This is a genomic window from Pandoraea sp. NPDC090278, from assembly GCF_044772185.1.
Taxonomy (GTDB): domain Bacteria; phylum Pseudomonadota; class Gammaproteobacteria; order Burkholderiales; family Burkholderiaceae; genus Pandoraea.
This window is the reverse complement of the sequence record NZ_JBIVYJ010000003.1, coordinates 529623-545830: the sequence shown is the minus strand read 5'-3', so window position 1 is coordinate 545830 and position 16208 is coordinate 529623. Positions and strand designations below refer to the sequence as shown.

The 16208-nt window shown below is 61.6% G+C and carries 13 protein-coding genes and 1 tRNA gene; 4 read left to right on the top strand and 10 right to left on the bottom strand.

The features are described from left to right. Positions 1 to 115 precede the first annotated feature (115 nt). A complete protein-coding gene (locus tag ACIQWO_RS14745) occupies positions 116 to 1228 on the top strand; it encodes an agmatine/peptidylarginine deiminase (RefSeq protein ID WP_402825135.1) in 1113 nt (370 codons plus the stop codon). An 82-nt stretch (positions 1229 to 1310) separates the two neighbouring features. On the opposite strand, the gene ACIQWO_RS14740 is transcribed toward ACIQWO_RS14745, so the two are convergent. Together ACIQWO_RS14740 and rpoD are read right to left on the bottom strand one after the other, a co-directional pair. Next, positions 1311 to 1387 (bottom strand) — tRNA-Ile (locus tag ACIQWO_RS14740). A gap of 28 nt (positions 1388 to 1415) precedes the next feature. Further along, the gene (gene rpoD / locus ACIQWO_RS14735) at positions 1416 to 3521 is read right to left on the bottom strand and encodes an RNA polymerase sigma factor RpoD (protein ID WP_402825132.1); all 2106 of its coding nucleotides are present in this window, start codon (positions 3519 to 3521) and stop codon (positions 1416 to 1418) included. Here rpoD and ACIQWO_RS14730 point away from each other — a divergent pair. After that, the gene (locus ACIQWO_RS14730) at positions 3478 to 4113 is read left to right on the top strand and encodes a hypothetical protein (protein ID WP_402825408.1); all 636 of its coding nucleotides are present in this window, start codon (positions 3478 to 3480) and stop codon (positions 4111 to 4113) included. The two genes, rpoD and ACIQWO_RS14730, sit on opposite strands and share 44 nt — an antisense overlap. 20 nt (positions 4114 to 4133) lie before the next feature. Here the strand turns inward: ACIQWO_RS14730 and dnaG are convergent, their stop codons facing one another. The 4 genes from dnaG to ACIQWO_RS14710 all read right to left on the bottom strand — a co-directional run bounded on the left by dnaG (position 4134) and on the right by ACIQWO_RS14710 (position 9750). Beyond that, a complete protein-coding gene (dnaG, locus tag ACIQWO_RS14725; protein ID WP_402825129.1) occupies positions 4134 to 6017 on the bottom strand; it encodes a DNA primase in 1884 nt (627 codons plus the stop codon). A 69-nt stretch (positions 6018 to 6086) separates the two neighbouring features. Beyond that, complete coding sequence (locus ACIQWO_RS14720) at positions 6087 to 6533, bottom strand: GatB/YqeY domain-containing protein (protein ID WP_402825126.1); 447 nt, start codon at positions 6531 to 6533, stop codon at positions 6087 to 6089. A gap of 377 nt (positions 6534 to 6910) precedes the next feature. Beyond that, positions 6911 to 8185 (bottom strand): NAD(P)/FAD-dependent oxidoreductase, encoded by a 1275-nt coding sequence (locus ACIQWO_RS14715; protein ID WP_402825123.1) that lies wholly within the window; start codon positions 8183 to 8185, stop codon positions 6911 to 6913. A gap of 194 nt (positions 8186 to 8379) precedes the next feature. Then, a complete protein-coding gene (locus ACIQWO_RS14710; protein ID WP_402825120.1) occupies positions 8380 to 9750 on the bottom strand; it encodes an NAD-dependent succinate-semialdehyde dehydrogenase in 1371 nt (456 codons plus the stop codon). Between the two features lie 114 nt (positions 9751 to 9864). On the opposite strand from ACIQWO_RS14710, the gene ACIQWO_RS14705 reads away from it, so the two are divergent. Next, positions 9865 to 10335: a winged helix-turn-helix transcriptional regulator gene (locus ACIQWO_RS14705; protein WP_402825117.1), complete on the top strand. Its 471-nt coding sequence runs from the start codon at positions 9865 to 9867 to the stop codon at positions 10333 to 10335. Positions 10336 to 10434: 99 nt separating this feature from the next. Continuing rightward, the gene (tsaD, locus tag ACIQWO_RS14700) at positions 10435 to 11466 is read left to right on the top strand and encodes a tRNA (adenosine(37)-N6)-threonylcarbamoyltransferase complex transferase subunit TsaD (protein ID WP_402825114.1); all 1032 of its coding nucleotides are present in this window, start codon (positions 10435 to 10437) and stop codon (positions 11464 to 11466) included. A gap of 103 nt (positions 11467 to 11569) precedes the next feature. Here the strand turns inward: tsaD and folE2 are convergent, their stop codons facing one another. The 4 genes from folE2 to ACIQWO_RS14680 form a co-directional block, all read right to left on the bottom strand. Next, positions 11570 to 12379, bottom strand: a complete 810-nt coding sequence (gene folE2 / locus ACIQWO_RS14695; protein ID WP_402825111.1) for a GTP cyclohydrolase FolE2 — start codon at positions 12377 to 12379, stop codon at positions 11570 to 11572. Positions 12380 to 12578: 199 nt separating this feature from the next. Then, positions 12579 to 14495, bottom strand: coding sequence for a 1-deoxy-D-xylulose-5-phosphate synthase (gene dxs / locus ACIQWO_RS14690; RefSeq protein WP_402825108.1), 1917 nt, complete (start codon positions 14493 to 14495; stop codon positions 12579 to 12581). A gap of 248 nt (positions 14496 to 14743) precedes the next feature. Further along, complete coding sequence (locus ACIQWO_RS14685; RefSeq protein WP_150578214.1) at positions 14744 to 15640, bottom strand: polyprenyl synthetase family protein; 897 nt, start codon at positions 15638 to 15640, stop codon at positions 14744 to 14746. Between the two features lie 121 nt (positions 15641 to 15761). Next, the gene (locus tag ACIQWO_RS14680) at positions 15762 to 16034 is read right to left on the bottom strand and encodes an exodeoxyribonuclease VII small subunit (RefSeq protein WP_150578213.1); all 273 of its coding nucleotides are present in this window, start codon (positions 16032 to 16034) and stop codon (positions 15762 to 15764) included. Between the last annotated feature and the right edge of the window lie 174 nt (positions 16035 to 16208).

Below are 16208 nucleotides of genomic sequence, written 5' to 3'. Positions count from 1 at the left end.
CTCGTTTTTCTTTATCGGTAATGCACCTCAAACTGCGTGCACTGCCTGACTCGCCGACGCACCCGCGGTCACTCGATGGCGAAATCGTGCGAATCATCATCAAGAGAATTGGGAAATGCCGACAAGGCGAGGTTTCATGAAGCAGGGATTACTGACGTCCGGCGCCGCGATGCTGGCCGGGACGTTTGGCGTCGGTTTGACGCGTAACGTCAGTGCCGCCAGCGGCGCCGAGTGGGTCATGCCGGATGAGGGTGATCGTCACGCCGCCACATGGATGGCGTTCGGGCCGAGCGAGGACGTCTGGGGTCGTCGTCTGCAACGCGGCGCGCGTGAGGGTCTTGCCCACATTGCGCAGGCTATCGGCAGCTTCGAGCGCGTCAATATGCTCGTTCGCGAAGACGACTACGACGTGGCCGAGCGCATGTGCGGCAGCAAGGTGAACCTGATCGTGCAACCCATCGACGATCTGTGGATGCGCGATACCGGCCCCGTCTTCGTTCGCTCCCGCAGCGGTAAGAAAGCGGCCGTCGACTTCAACTTCAATGGCTGGGGTGGCAAGCAGTCTTGTGACGACGATGCGGAAGTTGCCGCTTTCGTCGCCGAAAAAGCCGGGGCGCGGGTGTTAGCCACTCGTCTGGTGCTGGAGGGCGGCGGCATCGAAGTCGACGGCGACGGTACGGCCATCATTACGGAGAGTTGTGTGCTCAACCGGAACCGTAACCCGGGCGTCGGTAAGGCAGCATGCGAAGCGGAGCTGATGCGACTTCTGGGGCTGCGCAAGATCATCTGGTTGCCGGGGATCGCGGGCAAGGACATTACCGACGGGCACACCGATTTCTACGCGCGCTTCGCGCGGCCCGGCGTCGTAATTGCGCATCTGGATAACGATACGTCGTCTTACGATCACGCGGTGACGATGCGCCATCTCGACATCCTGCGTCAGGCGACGGACGCCTCGGGACGCAAACTACAAGTGGTTGTGCTTCCCGGCCCGAACAGCGTTCGCAGCACTTACGAGTCCGATGAATTTGCGGCCGGATACGTCAACTTTTACGTGTGCAACGGCGCGGTCATCGCCCCTCAGTTCGGCGATCGTCAAACGGACAACAATACGCGCGACAAGCTGCGCGATCTCTTCCCGAAACGCGAGATCGTGCAACTCGATATCGATGGCATTGCCGGTGGCGGTGGCGGCATTCACTGCACGACGCAACAGCAACCGGCGTGAGGGTCATACCGACTTCCTTCGGATACCAAACGTTCCAACAACAAAAAAGGGCCAGCAGATTTTCGTCTGCTGGCCCTATTCCTGGTAGGCCGTGCTGGACTTGAACCAGCGACCAAAGGATTATGAGTCCTCTGCTCTAACCAACTGAGCTAACGGCCCTAAACTACCGGCGCTCGCTCAGCAGCAATCAATTGCCTTCGAGGAACGACTTGAGCTTGTCGGAACGGCTCGGGTGACGCAGCTTACGCAGCGCCTTGGCTTCGATCTGACGAATACGCTCACGCGTCACGTCGAACTGCTTGCCCACTTCCTCGAGCGTATGGTCCGTGCTCATCTCGATACCGAATCGCATGCGCAGCACCTTGGCTTCACGCGGCGTCAGCGAATCAAGCACGTCCTTCACGACGTCGCGCATACTACCATGCAATGCGGCGTCGGCAGGTGCGACCGTGCCGGTATCTTCAATGAAATCGCCCAAATGCGAATCGTCGTCGTCACCGATCGGCGTTTCCATGGAGATCGGTTCCTTCGCGATCTTCATGATCTTGCGGATCTTGTCCTCCGGCATTTCCATCTTCTCCGCCAGCGTCGCCGGATCCGGCTCAACACCGGTTTCCTGCAGAATCTGACGCGAAATCCGGTTCATCTTGTTGATCGTTTCGATCATGTGCACCGGAATACGGATGGTACGTGCCTGGTCCGCGATCGAACGCGTGATGGCCTGACGGATCCACCACGTCGCGTACGTCGAGAACTTGTAACCACGACGGTATTCGAACTTGTCCACCGCCTTCATCAGGCCGATGTTGCCTTCCTGAATCAGATCCAGGAACTGCAGACCACGGTTCGTGTACTTCTTCGCAATCGAAATCACCAGACGCAAGTTCGCTTCGGTCATCTCGCGCTTGGCCTTGCGGGCACGGCGCTCGCCTTCCGACATCTTGCGATTGACGTCCTTCAACTCGGTCAGCGGCAACACCACACGCGCTTGCAAGTCGATCAGCTTCTGCTGCAATTCCTGAACGGCCGGCACGTTACGCTCAACCACCGAGCTGTACGTCTTGTTGTCCGCCACGACCGTGTAGATCCAGTCGAGATTGGTTTCGTTGCCCGGGAAACGCGACACGAAATCCGCACGCGGCATGCCGCACTTGTCGACCACGATGTTCAGGATCGCACGCTCGATGTTGCGCACTTCGTCCACTTGCGAACGCAGCGTGTCGCACAGACGCTCGACCGTACGCGCCGTGAAGCGGATCATCATCAGTTCGTTCTGGATCGACTCACCCGCCTTCACGTACGACTTGGACTGGTAGCCTTCCTTCTCGAACGCACGACGCATCTTGCCGAACCAGTCGGCGATCACGGCGAACTTGGCGAGCGAGTCACGCTTGAGCTGCTCGACCTGCGCTGCCGAAGCTGCGCCGCCGTTGCTGCTATCGTCTTCCTCGTCGCCGTCTTCCTCTTCCTCTTCTTCCTCTTCTTCTTCCGCATCAGCGTCGAAGTCTTCGTCGTCAGAGGCTGCGGCGGCCGCATTGGCTTCCGCATTCGGATCGATCAGGCCGTCGACCACTTCGTCGATACGCATTTCTTCGCGCTCGACCTTCTCGGCCATCGCAAGGATCTCGGCAATCGTCGTCGGGCATGCGGAGATGGCCTGCACCATGTGCTTCAGGCCCTCTTCGATGCGCTTGGCGATCTCGATTTCCCCTTCACGCGTCAGCAGCTCGACCGTACCCATTTCGCGCATGTACATACGCACCGGGTCGGTCGTGCGGCCGAACTCCGAATCGACCGTCGAGAGGGCCGCTTCCGCTTGCTCCTCAACTTCGTCGTCCGTCGCAGCGTTCGGGGCATTGTCGTTGAGCAGCAGCGTCTCGGCATCGGGTGCCTGCTCGTAGACAGCCACGCCCATGTCGTTAAACGTTGCGATCACGCCTTCCAGCGCGTCGCCTTCGACCACATCGTCGGGGAGGTGGTCATTGATCTCTGCAAAGGTCAGGAAGCCTCGTTCCTTGCCCAGCTTGATCAGCGTCCGCAGCTTGCCACGACGTTCCTCAAGTTCCTCGGCCGTACCGGGCTGGTGCGAGGAAAATGCGTCCTTGAGCAGTGCTTTCTCTTTTGCCCGGCGATCACGCGCCTTCTGCTTTTCCACTTTGGTCTGATCTTCGTTCACGGGTTGATCATTAGTATTCGCTGCGACGTTCTGCTCCCCCGGGGCGGCGGTCTTCGCGGCTCTGCCGCGTGCTTTGGTCGGAACGACCGGCTCGACTGCTGCCGACGTAACCTCCACCACTGCCTCCGGTTTGCTGGAAGCCCCGGTCTTGCGTGGGGCTTTCGTCGCAGGTGTACTGCGGCCCGCCGGGCTCGAAGCCTTGGCGGTAGTTGCGCTCTTCGCGCTTTTTTCAGCGGGTTGTCGGGCCTGCGGTTTCCCGCCTGCCGTCGCCTTCGCGGCCGTTGCCGGCTTGGTCGCCTTGACCGCTTTCGCGGTCGTGACGGGCGGCTCGGACTTCACCGTTGGCCTGGCTGCCTTGGCAGCCCCCACCGTCGCGGCGGTCGCACTCTTGCGCTTGGTGACATCGGTCACCTTCGCAGCTGTATTGCCGGTTGCCTTCGTGGCACCGGCAGCTGCCTTAGTTTGCGTAGTACGTTTCGCCGAACTTGCCTGGCTGGCTGTTTTCTTCGTGGCTTGCGACGCCGCACCGGCTTTTCCTGCAACGCCAGCTTTCGCAGAACGAGACGCCCCCTTCCCACCTGACGCCGCCGCCGCACTGGTCGCGCGTTTAGCTGTCGGTGAAGGGATAACCGTCTTTTTTCCGCTGGTCGTTGTCATCTTTGCCATAGCGATCTCGCTTGCCAGAAAACAGCCCACTGAAAACCTTTAATTATAGCACGCGGGCATACCTCAACTTCGCGCGCCTCCTGTGCTGGCCGTAGCCAGCCACCGCTTCAATTCGTCGCGTTCCCGCGACAGCGCTTGAGCGTGGCGCAATTCATCGGGCGTCAACGACGCCCGCTTGAAAATCGTCTCCAATTCTTCGCACAACCGGTCGTACTGCAAACGCCGGATGGCACTACGCAACTCGGTGAGGCGCAAGGCAATCTGCTCTTCGCGACGCTCGACTTGCGCTTCATCGGCCGGATCGAACAACATCAGATCCCGCGCATTTTCTTCAAATGCGAGAATTTCGCGGATGATGTCGTCGAAACTGGCCCAGTTCGGCGAAATCTTCAGCCGATCCGACATATAGCGGAAATCGGCCTGCACACCCATTTCGCGGCACAGCGTCAGCACTTCCGAGAAAATCTCGCCGTGCTGCCCCATCTCCCGCAAAATCTTGGTTTCTTCTTCGGTTAATTCGTTTCCGAGCGCCGGGAACATTAGCAAGTTCTGCAACGCCCGATGCTCGGTGCCGACCACGCGACGCTTCTCGCGCTTGGCCGGCGCTTTGTCCCACGTGTTCTGACGGCGCGCAGCGCCGATGTGCAACTCGCAAAGCTCCGCGACTTCCTCGACCGAACTACCCACGCGCTCGGCCAGCGCATGAATGATCTGGCCACGCAGCGCGTTCGCGGGCATCTGCTGCAACAGCGGCTTGGCCTCGAACAACGCACGCGCCCGGCCTTCCGGCTGGTGCATTTCCTTGCCCGCCGTCACTTCGCCGATCAGGAACTGCGACATCGGCATGGCGCGCGAGACTTCGTCTGCAAACGCTTGCGTGCCGTGCTCACGCACATAGCTGTCCGGATCGTGCTCGCTCGGCAAAAACAGAAACTTGAAACTCCGGTTGTCGTCGGCGTGCGGCAGGCAGGCTTCAAGCGCACGACGCGCCGCCCGGCGCCCCGCAGCATCGCCATCGAAGCTGAACACCACCGTTTCGGTCTGGCGCAGCAACTTCTGCACATGCATCGGCGTGCACGCCGTACCGAGCGTTGCGACCGCCTGCGGAAAGCCAAGCTGGGCCAGCGCCACGACATCCATATAGCCTTCGACCACCAGCACGTAGCCCGCGTCACGAATACCGATGCGCGCTTCGAACAACCCGTAAAGCTCGCTGCCCTTACTGAAGAGCGGCGTCTCGGGAGAATTCAGATACTTGGGCTCGCCCTTGTCCAGCACGCGTCCGCCGAAGGCGATGACCTGCCCTTTCGTGTTCCGGATCGGAAACATGATCCGGTCGCGGAAACGGTCATAGCGTCGCTTCGTGCTGCCCGGCTCGCCCTTCTCGCTCTCGATGACGAGACCGGCATCGAGCAACTGGTCGTCGCGATAATTCTCGAACGCCGCTTCCAGGTTCTGCCAGGCTTCCGGGGCGTAACCGAGCCCGAAATGCGCGGCAATCTCTCCCGTCAAGCCACGTCGCTTCAAATATTCGATGGCCACCGGCGCGGCGCGCAGCTGCTTGCGGTAGTAGTCGCAAGCGCGCGTCATCACGTCGACGAGGCCGAGGGTCTGCGCACGTTGCGCAGCCGGTGCCGGTGCGCCAGGCAGCGGCGCTTCTCGCGGCACATCCAGCCCGACGTTGCGGGCCAACTCCTCCACGGCTTCGACAAATCCGAGCCCGGCATGCTCCATCAGGAAGCTGATCGCGCTGCCGTGCGCGCCACACCCGAAGCAGTGATAGAACTGCTTGGTGGGACTTACCGTAAATGAGGGCGACTTCTCGTTATGAAAGGGGCACAGCCCCATGAAGTTCGCCCCGCCCTTCTTCAACTGCACGTAACGGCCCACCACCTCGACAATATCGACGCGGTTGAGCAAGTCCTGCAAAAACGACTGGGGAATCACTGGATCGGTGCCATCGCAACGCGGTGCCGCACCGTCGCACAGGCGACAGCGCCGAACCGCACTACCGGATTACGCAGCCAACGCCGCCTTCACTTGCGCGGACACGGCAGTCATGTCGGCACGGCCCGCCAACAGACCCTTGAGCACGCCCATCACCTTACCCATGTCCTGCGGGCCGGCTGCGCCCGTTTGCGCCACGGCCGCCTTCACCGCCTGCGCGACTTCGTCTGCCGAGAGTTGCTGCGGCATGTAGACAATGAGTACTTCGACTTCGGCGGCTTCCTTATCGGCCAGATCGGTGCGGCCAGCGGCCTGGAACTGGCTGATGGAATCTTTGCGTTGTTTGATCAGTTTGTCGACGATGGCAACAGTGGCCGCGTCATCAAGGGTGATGCGCTCGTCGACTTCCTTTTGTTTGATTGCCGCAAGCAGCAGGCGGATGGTCCCCAGTTTGTCGGCGGCCTTGGCACGCATGGCCGTCTTCATGTCTTCGTTAATGCGTTCTTTCAGACTCATGAGCAGGGATTCCGGAATTCGATTACGTTTCAGTGTAGTGCATGCCGCCCCAAAGAAAAGGACGGCGACGGTGTGACACGCACCGCGCTGCGCCGCTGCCGGTGCACTGGCGCAGCGTTCAACGGGGGCACAAAGCACAAAACCCGCTTGCGGAAACGATCACACGTGCGATCACAAGCGGGCTCGCCGGAGAATTAGACCGCCTGGACACCGGCATTGTTCGATGCCTCATGTCGCTGGCGTATCGGACGCTAATCTTCAGGTAATGCGCCGGAGGCGTCGAAAGCTGACTCGAACACCTTCCGAAACGACTGTTACGACAGATACAGCGCCGTCTCCACGAAGGAAAGAGCGTAGCATAACGCTCTAGCGGCCGTCTACGACAGCGCGTCACCTTGGGACGGCCAGGTGCCGTCGCCAACTGCTTTGGCTGCCTGGATGCTTTCGGACATTGCCTGTGCGCATACCACCGCCGAGGCCCAGGCCCACTGGAAGTTGTAACCACCAAGCCAGCCCGTCACGTCGACCACTTCTCCGACGAAATGCAGCCCCGGTTGGGTGCGCGCCTCCAGCGTGGCCGATGACAGCGCACGGGTGTCGACGCCGCCGCGCGTCACTTCCGCCTTGCGCCACCCTTCCGAGCCGCAAGGCTTGAGGGTCCAGCCGGAGAAGGCCTGTGCAAGCGAGCGCAGCGCTTTGTCCGGCAGCTCCTGCACACGCGCTTGCGGCGAGAGGCCACTATTGGCGACCCATGCGTCCGCCAACCGCGCCGGAACCCACTGCGCCAGCAAGTTGCTCAGCTGACGTTTGGACGACGCCTTGGCTTCAAACAGCGCCGCCTCGATATCGGACGTCGGCGCGAGATTCAGCGTAATCGGCTGTCCCGGCGTCCAGAAACTGGAAATCTGAAGAATCGCTGGACCGGACAGACCGCGGTGCGTGAACAACAGATCCTCAAGAAAGCTGCCCGCATCCTTACCTTTGCCCGTGCTGACATCGACTTCCAGCGACAAACCCGACAGTCCGGCGAAGGGCGCCCAGGTCGACGTATCAAACATCAGCGGGACGAGCGCCGGTCGCGGCTCCACGATATCCAAGCCGAACTGACGCGCGATCCGATAGCCCCAGTCCGTCGCCCCAATCTTCGGAATCGACAGCCCACCGGTCGCGATCACGAGACGTTTTGCCGCGATGTGTCCGGCATCTGTCGTCAAGTGATAGCGATGCGCCCCACCGGCCTCGGTGTACGCGACGGTATGGACCGCACATGGCATACGCCAGTGCACATGACCCGCAGCGCACTCGTTTCGCAGCATTTCGATGACGTCTTCGGCACTTTCGTCGCAGAAGAGCTGACCGCGATGCTTTTCGTGCCACGCAATGCGGTGACGCTTGAGCAGGTCGAGGAAGTCACGCGGGGTGTAACGCGCGAGCGCCGAACGGCAGAAACGCGGATTCTCCGACAGGTAGTTCGCCGGGCCCGCATTGATATTGGTGAAATTGCAGCGACCGCCGCCCGAGATGCGGATCTTCTCGGCCAGCCGCGTCGCATGATCGATGAGCACTACACGCAGGCCCAACTGCCCGGCCACTGCCGCACACATCAAGCCGGCCGCGCCAGCACCCACAATCGCTACATCGAACTTTTCCATGGCGCGCATTGTAGCAGCGGGGAACGCAATGCTTAACTGAGTCAGGCGCCCCCGGGGCGCTTTCGCTCGATAGGCGCGACCACACTCATTTGAAGGCGAGCATGGACCTCGCCGAGCTGATGAGAACTGACGCTATTGGCAGCGCGTCGGCGCCATCGACTGTGAAATTTCGCATCCGATGGCACCTTGGACACTTACGCCGCGACACGCACCAGCTTCTGATTAACAAACTCTGCGATGCCAAGTTCGGACAGCTCACGGCCGAAGCCCGAATTCTTCACGCCACCGAAAGGTGCTTCAGGGCTGGTGTGAAAAAACGAGTTGATACAGACCATTCCCGCCTCGATTTTCGACGCGACCCGATTCGCATGCGCAATGTCGGAACCGAACACAGAGGCGCCGAGACCATATTTCGTGGCATTGGCCAATTCCACCGCCTCGTCCTCCGTATCTACCACGTAGAACGACAGCACCGGCCCAAAGGCTTCCTGGTGATAGAGCGGGTTCTCCGGCGTAATGCCAGTGATGATGGTCGGCTCCAGATAGAACCCGGGACGGTCGATTCGCTGTCCACCGAAAACGACACGGGCGCCAGCCTGCTTTGCACCGTCGATTTGTTCGAGCAGCCCATGCAAGGCACGCTCAGAGACAATCGGACCAATGACGCTCTTCGGGTCCATAGGATCACCGACGGTGAGCTTTGAAAACTTGTCGATGAGTTGCGAGAGAACCTGCTCGCCGCGCTCACGCCCGACCACGATCAATCGCTTGGTTGCGACGCAGGTTTGTCCTGCGTTGACGATTCGCCCGATGACACACTGCTCGACTGCCAACGCCAGATCGGCATCTTCCAGCACGATGGCGGGATCACTGCCACCAAGCTCCAGCACGACCTTTTTCAGGTTGGCGCCAGCGCGTTGTGCGACCGCCGCGCCTGCACGCTCGCTGCCGGTCAACGTCACGCCGCGCACGCGGAAATCGTCGATCAGCGTTCCGACCTGCTCCACGCTGCAGAACACATTGGTGTAGACGCCCTCCGGAGCATCGGCCTCCTCGAACAGACGTGCAAACGCCAATGCGCATTGCGGCACGTTTTCGGCGTGCTTCATGATCACAACATTGCCCGCAACGAGTTGCGGACCGGCCACGCGGGCGAGCTGATAGTACGGAAAATTCCACGGCTCGATGCCAAGAATTACACCAATCGGCTCCATCACGAGTGAGCAGCCCGGCGCCTCGGGAACCGCCTTGGGCTGCAGGAACTGCTCAGCTTTTCGTGCGTAATAGTCGAGGATGTTCGCCGCGAGGTCCACCTCGGTCAGGCTCGAAGCCCTCACCCGGCCCATCTCCAGCGTAATGAGGTCAGCATACTCCTCGCGCTTCTCACGCAAAAGTTGCGCAGCTCGCGCAACCACACGCGCCCGCTCGGCCACCGGGCGCAGGCGCCAGTCACTTCGAAAGCGATTGTCGGCGACCTCAAGCGAGCGCGCGAGATCTGCGTCGGATTGCAGCGGAAATTCCTTCACCACTTTGCCCGTGGCCGGATTCAGGGTTTGAAAGCTCATGACATTTCTCCAAGTTTGATGGACCACCTACAGGTTTAAATTTGCAACCCGTGGCAATCCTTACACGAAAGGTTTAAAATTGCAACCTATTAATGTGAGTCGTCAGGAGATGGCGTGAAAGGCAAGAAGACGGACTTGGGTGGAGAGAACTGCGGAATCGCCAGAGCGTTGGATGTCATTGGCGATTGGTGGTCGCTCCTCATCGTGCGCGAAGCGTTCGCCGGTCGGCAGCGCTTCAACGAATTTCAGAAGAGCCTCGGCGCGGCAAAGAATATTCTTTCCGCCCGGCTGAAAAAGCTCGTCGAACAGGGCATCCTGACGATTGAGCCCGGCGAAGGTGCGCGCGTTTCCCATCGCTACGTGCTGACGCCGAAGGGCGAACAATTGGGTGTGGTCCTGATCGCCCTCTGGCAATGGGGCGAGGAGGCGTGCTTTGCGCCCGGGGAGCTTCAGTCAGCGATGGTCGACAATGAAACGGGGCGACCCGTGGCGAAACTTGAGCTTCTTTCGCAGGACGGACGCGCTATCGGCCCACGAGGATTCCATCTTGCGCGTAAAGATGTGCAATCCGCGACGGAACAGTGATTGAAAGGCGCCACAACGTGATAACCGGCAGCCGATGAGGTCGACTGGTATACTTCCGGGTTACCCATCATTGTTGACGCTGCGCGCATCCCATCCGCCATGCTGGTTCTAGGCATTGAAAGCTCCTGCGACGAAACCGGGCTCGCCCTCTACGACACCGAGGCCGGGCTGCTCTCGCACGCGCTGCATTCGCAGATTGCGATGCATCGCGAGTACGGCGGCGTGGTGCCCGAACTCGCGTCGCGCGACCACATTCGTCGCGCCCTGCCACTGGCTGAAGAGGTGCTCGCGCAAGCGGGCAAGCCGCTGAGCGCCGTCGACGCCATCGCCTACACGCGGGGCCCCGGTCTCGCAGGTGCGCTGCTGGTGGGCGCAAGTGTCGCCAACGCCCTCGCTTTCGCACTCGACCGCCCGGTCGTCGGCGTGCACCACCTCGAAGGCCATTTGCTGTCGCCGCTGCTCGCCCCGGACGCGCCCGACTTCCCCTTCGTCGCCCTGCTGGTTTCCGGCGGCCACACGCAGTTGATGGAAGTCCGTGCGTTCGGACAATACGCCATGCTCGGCGAAACGCTCGACGACGCCGCCGGTGAAGCCTTCGACAAGACGGCCAAACTGCTCGGACTTGGCTACCCGGGCGGCCCCGCTGTCTCGCGTCTGGCCGACTTCGGCACGCCCGGACGCTTCGACCTGCCGCGTCCGATGAAGCACTCGGGCAATCTGGATTTCAGCTTCAGCGGCCTGAAGACGGCGGTGCTCACGCAGGTCCGCAATCTCGGCGGCAACGTCTGCGAACAGGAAAAAGCCGACCTCGCACGTGGCTTCGTCGACGCGATTGTCGACGTCCTCGTTGCCAAGTCGATGGCTGCCCTGAAGCAGACCGGCATGAAGACGCTGGTCGTCGCGGGTGGTGTGGGCGCCAACGCCCAACTGCGCGCCGGGCTGAACGAAGCGGCACGCCGCCGTGGCTACCGCGTGCACTACCCCGACCTTGCGTTCTGCACCGATAACGGCGCGATGATCGCCTTTGCGGGCGCGATGCGCCTCAAGCACTGGCCGGACGAAGCGGATAGCGAATACGCCTACACGGTGCGCCCGCGCTGGGATCTGGCCGACATAGTGCGAAGCGTGTGACGCGACGTCGATGACTTGACGATCTGCACATCCTTCGGCGAACGCCCAAGAAAAAACCGCTCCGAGGAGCGGTTTTTTTACGTCTGACGAAAGTCTCGGACGATCACGCCGCCAAGCGCTTATCGCGCTCGATCACGGCATAGGCGCTGTGATTGTGGATCGATTCGAAGTTCTCGGCCTGAAGCACGTAAGCCGCAACGCGCGGCTCGTTGTTCAGACGCGTCGCCACGTCACGCACCAGATCCTCCACGAACTTCGGATTCTCATAGGCGCGCTCGGTCACGTACTTCTCGTCCGGGCGCTTGAGCAGCCCCCACAACTCGCACGACGCTTCCTCTTCCGCCATCCGCACCAGTTCTTCGACGGCGATATCGCCTGCGATCTCCGCGTCGATGGTGATGTGCGAGCGCTGATTGTGCGCGCCATATTGCGAGATCTTCTTCGAGCACGGGCACAGGCTCGTGACCGGCACAAGCACCTTGAGCCACACGCGCGTCTCGCCATTGCGCACGTCGCCGGTCAGCGTGACTTCGTAGTCCATCAGGCTCTGCACACCCGACACCGGCGCCGTCTTGTTGATGAAGTACGGGAACGTCACCTCGATGCGACCGGCTTCGGCTTCGAGCTTATCGAGCATGCTGGCGAGCATCGCGCGGAAGCCCGCAACGTTCATCGGCTCGCGATTTGCTTCGAGCAAGGCGACGAAACGCGACATGTGCGTGCCCTTCTGGTCGGCAGGCAGATGCACGTCGAGATTGAACAGGCCGATGGTGGCCTGCACGTCGCCGTCGGCCAGACGCACCGACAACGGATGACGCACGCCACGCACACCAACGCGCTGAATCGGAATCTGTCGGGTGTCGACGGTGCTCTGCACATCCGGCATGACGAAAGCGGGGTTCATCTGGTTCATCTAATTTCCTTCTTTGCCGGCGAGCCGACTGGGGGGAGGCAATGGGCAAACGTATCCGACACACGGCTCGCGAGCCTCTGCCGAGTGGCGTCGGGAACGTGCCGGAAAACCCCGGCACGGGATGGAGAATGCGTCTTTCAAAACGAAACGATCCGGCGCTTGGGCCGGATCGTTCGGAGACTCGAGACTACCGGACAGGTCAGGCGACGAGCTTCGCCGCGGTCTTGCCGGTTGTCTGAGTGGCCTCTGCCGACGGGAGATCGAAGCGCTCGCAGATCGACTTGGCGATACCTGCGGCGTCGAGACCCACACCGGACAGCAACAATGCCGGGTCGCCATGATCGATGAAGCGATCGGGCAGGCCCAATTGTAGTACGGGTCGATGACCCCCGCTGGCCAACAGGGATTCGGCCACGGCCGAGCCCGCGCCGCCCATGATGCTGCCCTCTTCCACCGTCACGAGGTAGTCGTGCGTTTGCGCCAGTCGTGCAATCAGTTCGTCGTCGATCGGCTTGACGAAGCGCATGTCGGCCACGGTCGCGTCGAGTTGCGCAGCCGCTGCAAGCGACGGGGCCACCATGCTACCGAAAGCGAGAATGGCGACGCGACGTCCGGCTTCCGCCTGGCTTTCGCGACGCACCACGCCCTTGCCGATCGGCAGTGCCGTCATCGTCTGTTCGATCACGGCACCCGTGCCTGCGCCACGCGGATAACGCACCGCCGACGGACCGTCGATCTGCACGCCGGTGTACAGCATCTGGCGGCATTCGTTCTCGTCCGACGGGGCCATCACGACCATGTTCGGAATGCAGCGCATGAACGGAATATCGTACGCACCGGCGTGGGTCGCACCGTCGGCGCCCACGAGGCCCGAACGGTCCAGCGCGAACACGACCGGCAGGTTTTGCAGCGCGACGTCGTGGATCAGCTGATCGTAACCGCGCTGCAGGAACGTCGAGTAGATCGCGACGATCGGCTTCAGACCTTCGGTCGCCATGCCGCCAGCAAACGTCACCGCATGCTGCTCGGCGATGCCCACGTCGTAGTAACGATCCGGGAAACGCTTCTCGAACTCCACGAGGCCGGAGCCTTCACGCATGGCCGGGGTGATGCCCACAATGCGCTTGTCCACCGCCGCGATATCGCACAGCCAGTCGCCGAACACTTGCGTGTACGTCTTCTTGCTGCTCGTGCTCGGCTTGATACCTTCGGCCGGGTTGAACTTGCCCGGACCGTGATACAGGACCGGGTCGGCTTCCGCGAGCTTGTAGCCATAGCCCTTGCGCGTGACGACGTGCAGGAACTGCGGGCCCTTCAGATTCTTGATGTTCTCGAGCGTCGGAATCAGCGAGTCGAGGTCGTGACCGTCGATCGGGCCGATGTAGTTGAAGCCGAACTCTTCGAACATCGTGGCGGGCACGACCATGCCCTTGGCATGCTCTTCGAACTTGCGCGCCAGCTCCAGCACCGGAGGCGCCACGCTCAGCACCTTCTCCACGCCCTTCTTCGCAGCGGCGTAGAAACGGCCCGACATCAGGCGGGCCAGATAGCGGTTGAGCGCGCCGACCGGCGGCGAGATCGACATGTCGTTGTCGTTCAGGATGACCAGCAGCGGCACGTCTTCATGCACGCCGGCGTTGTTCATCGCCTCAAACGCCATACCGGCCGTCATCGAACCGTCGCCGATCACGGCGATGCCGAAGCGGTTCTCACCCTTCGTGCGGGCGCCGAGCGCCATGCCGAGCGCCGCCGAGATCGACGTGCTCGAATGCGCCGTGCCGAACGTGTCGTACGGCGATTCGTCGCGCTTCGGGAAACCCGAGATGCCGCCAAGCTGACGCAGCGAACCCATCTGTTCGCGACGACCCGTCAGGATCTTGTGCGGATAGCTCTGGTGGCCCACGTCCCAGACAATGCGATCTTCCGGCGTGTTGAAGACGTAGTGCAGCGCAATCGTCAGCTCGACCGTGCCGAGGTTGGACGACAGGTGGCCGCCGGTGCGCGACACACTCTCAAGCACGAAAGCCCGCAGCTCTTCGGCCAGCGGCGCGAGTTGGCGACGCTCCAGACGCCGCAAATCGGCCGGGTCATCGATAGTATTTAGAAGTTCGTACATCGTCGTTCCATATATAGGCGTTCTTTACCGGGCAACTCCCCCTGTGAGTTGTTCCCGATCTCCTGCCGATGCGTTCTGTGGGGAGAAACGCGTCGACCCTCCTTGCCCCTTGCTTATCGCTACTGCCAGCAGTCCCCGGATACGCACTGACCCGCGCCCCCGGAACTGCTCAGAAAACTCATTTACCAATGACGCGTCGCGACGTGACTTCCGCCACGCATCGTCGGCTTACGTCTCATCTACGTCGGTCAATTAATGCGATCAACGACGTAATCGGCCAGCGCACGCAGACGATCTGCGTTACCCAGCGACGCACTCGCTGCATGCGCATCGGCACGCAGCTTTTCCGCGTAGCCGCGTGCGCCATCGAGGCCCATCAGCGACACGTAAGTCGGCTTGTCGTTGGCCGCGTCCTTGCCTGCGGTCTTGCCCAGCGTGGCCGAGTCGGCCGTCGTGTCGAGAATATCGTCCACCACCTGGAATGCCAGTCCGACGGCTGCCGCGTAGGCGTCGAGCGCGACCGTTTCGTCGTCCGACAGCGCGCGGCCGCAGATAGCGCCCATGCGCAGCGAAGCACGCAACAATGCCCCCGTCTTCAGGCGATGCATGTTTTCCAGCTGCGACTGCGTGAGCTTGATGCCCACGCTTTCCAGATCGATGGCCTGTCCGCCTGCCATGCCGAGTGCACCCGAGGCCAGCGCCAGTTCGCGCACCAGCGCGAGCGACTGCGCGGCGCTCAGATCGCCCGTCGCCTCGCCCAACAGCGCGAAGGCCTGCGTCTGCAGACCGTCGCCCGCGAGCAGACCGGTCGCTTCGTCGTACTGCACGTGCACCGTCGGCTTGCCACGGCGCAGGTCGTCATCGTCCATGCACGGCAGATCGTCGTGCACCAGCGAATACGCATGAATCATTTCGACGGCGCATGCCGCGCGATCGAGCGCCGTCTCGCTGGCTTGCGTGACCTCGCCCGCAGCGAAGCACAGCAGCGGGCGCACCCGCTTGCCGCCGCCGAGCACGGCATAACGCATCGATTCGTTGAGTCGCGCCGAGCCGCCATCGGCCGCCTTGGGCAGCGCAGCGTCGAGCGCCTGTTCCACACGGGCCTGTACTGCCTGCATCCAGGCCTTGATATTCTGATCCGCCATCGTCTTCGTCCTGCACGTGCCCGTCGGGCCGTGCTTGTTATTGAAGCGCCCCGGTGTCTTGCTGGGGACGCCTTGGGTCGTGGGTCGTCTTGCCGTAATTCGGGTTAGCTGCTCAGGCGACTTAGAACTCGTCGCGCGACGACGCTTCGAGCGGCTTGAGCGTCTCGCCTTCGAGCACCTTCACCTGCTGCTCGACCTTCTCGAGCAGACCCTGGCAGTATTTCACCAGGACGGCACCGCGCCGATACGCGCCCAACGATTCTTCCAGTCCCAGCTCACCGCCCTCCATGCGTCCGACGAGCTGTTCGAGCTCAGCCAACGCAGCCTCATAGGTCTCGGGCAGGTCTTGCGGCACCTCGGGCGCCGCGTCTTGCGACTTTGCAGTCTTGGCCATAAACGCAAAATTCGGGTCGAATGTTCCATTTTACGGCAAAAGCGCATTAGCTCGCAGAGCGTAAATTGCCTGAAATCGGGTCCGGATGACTTTTTTCGGACATTATTTAACGTAAATCATGGACTTAGCAGCCCTCGGATGCTTAGACCGGGTATAATCGTCGGTTCCCCTAAA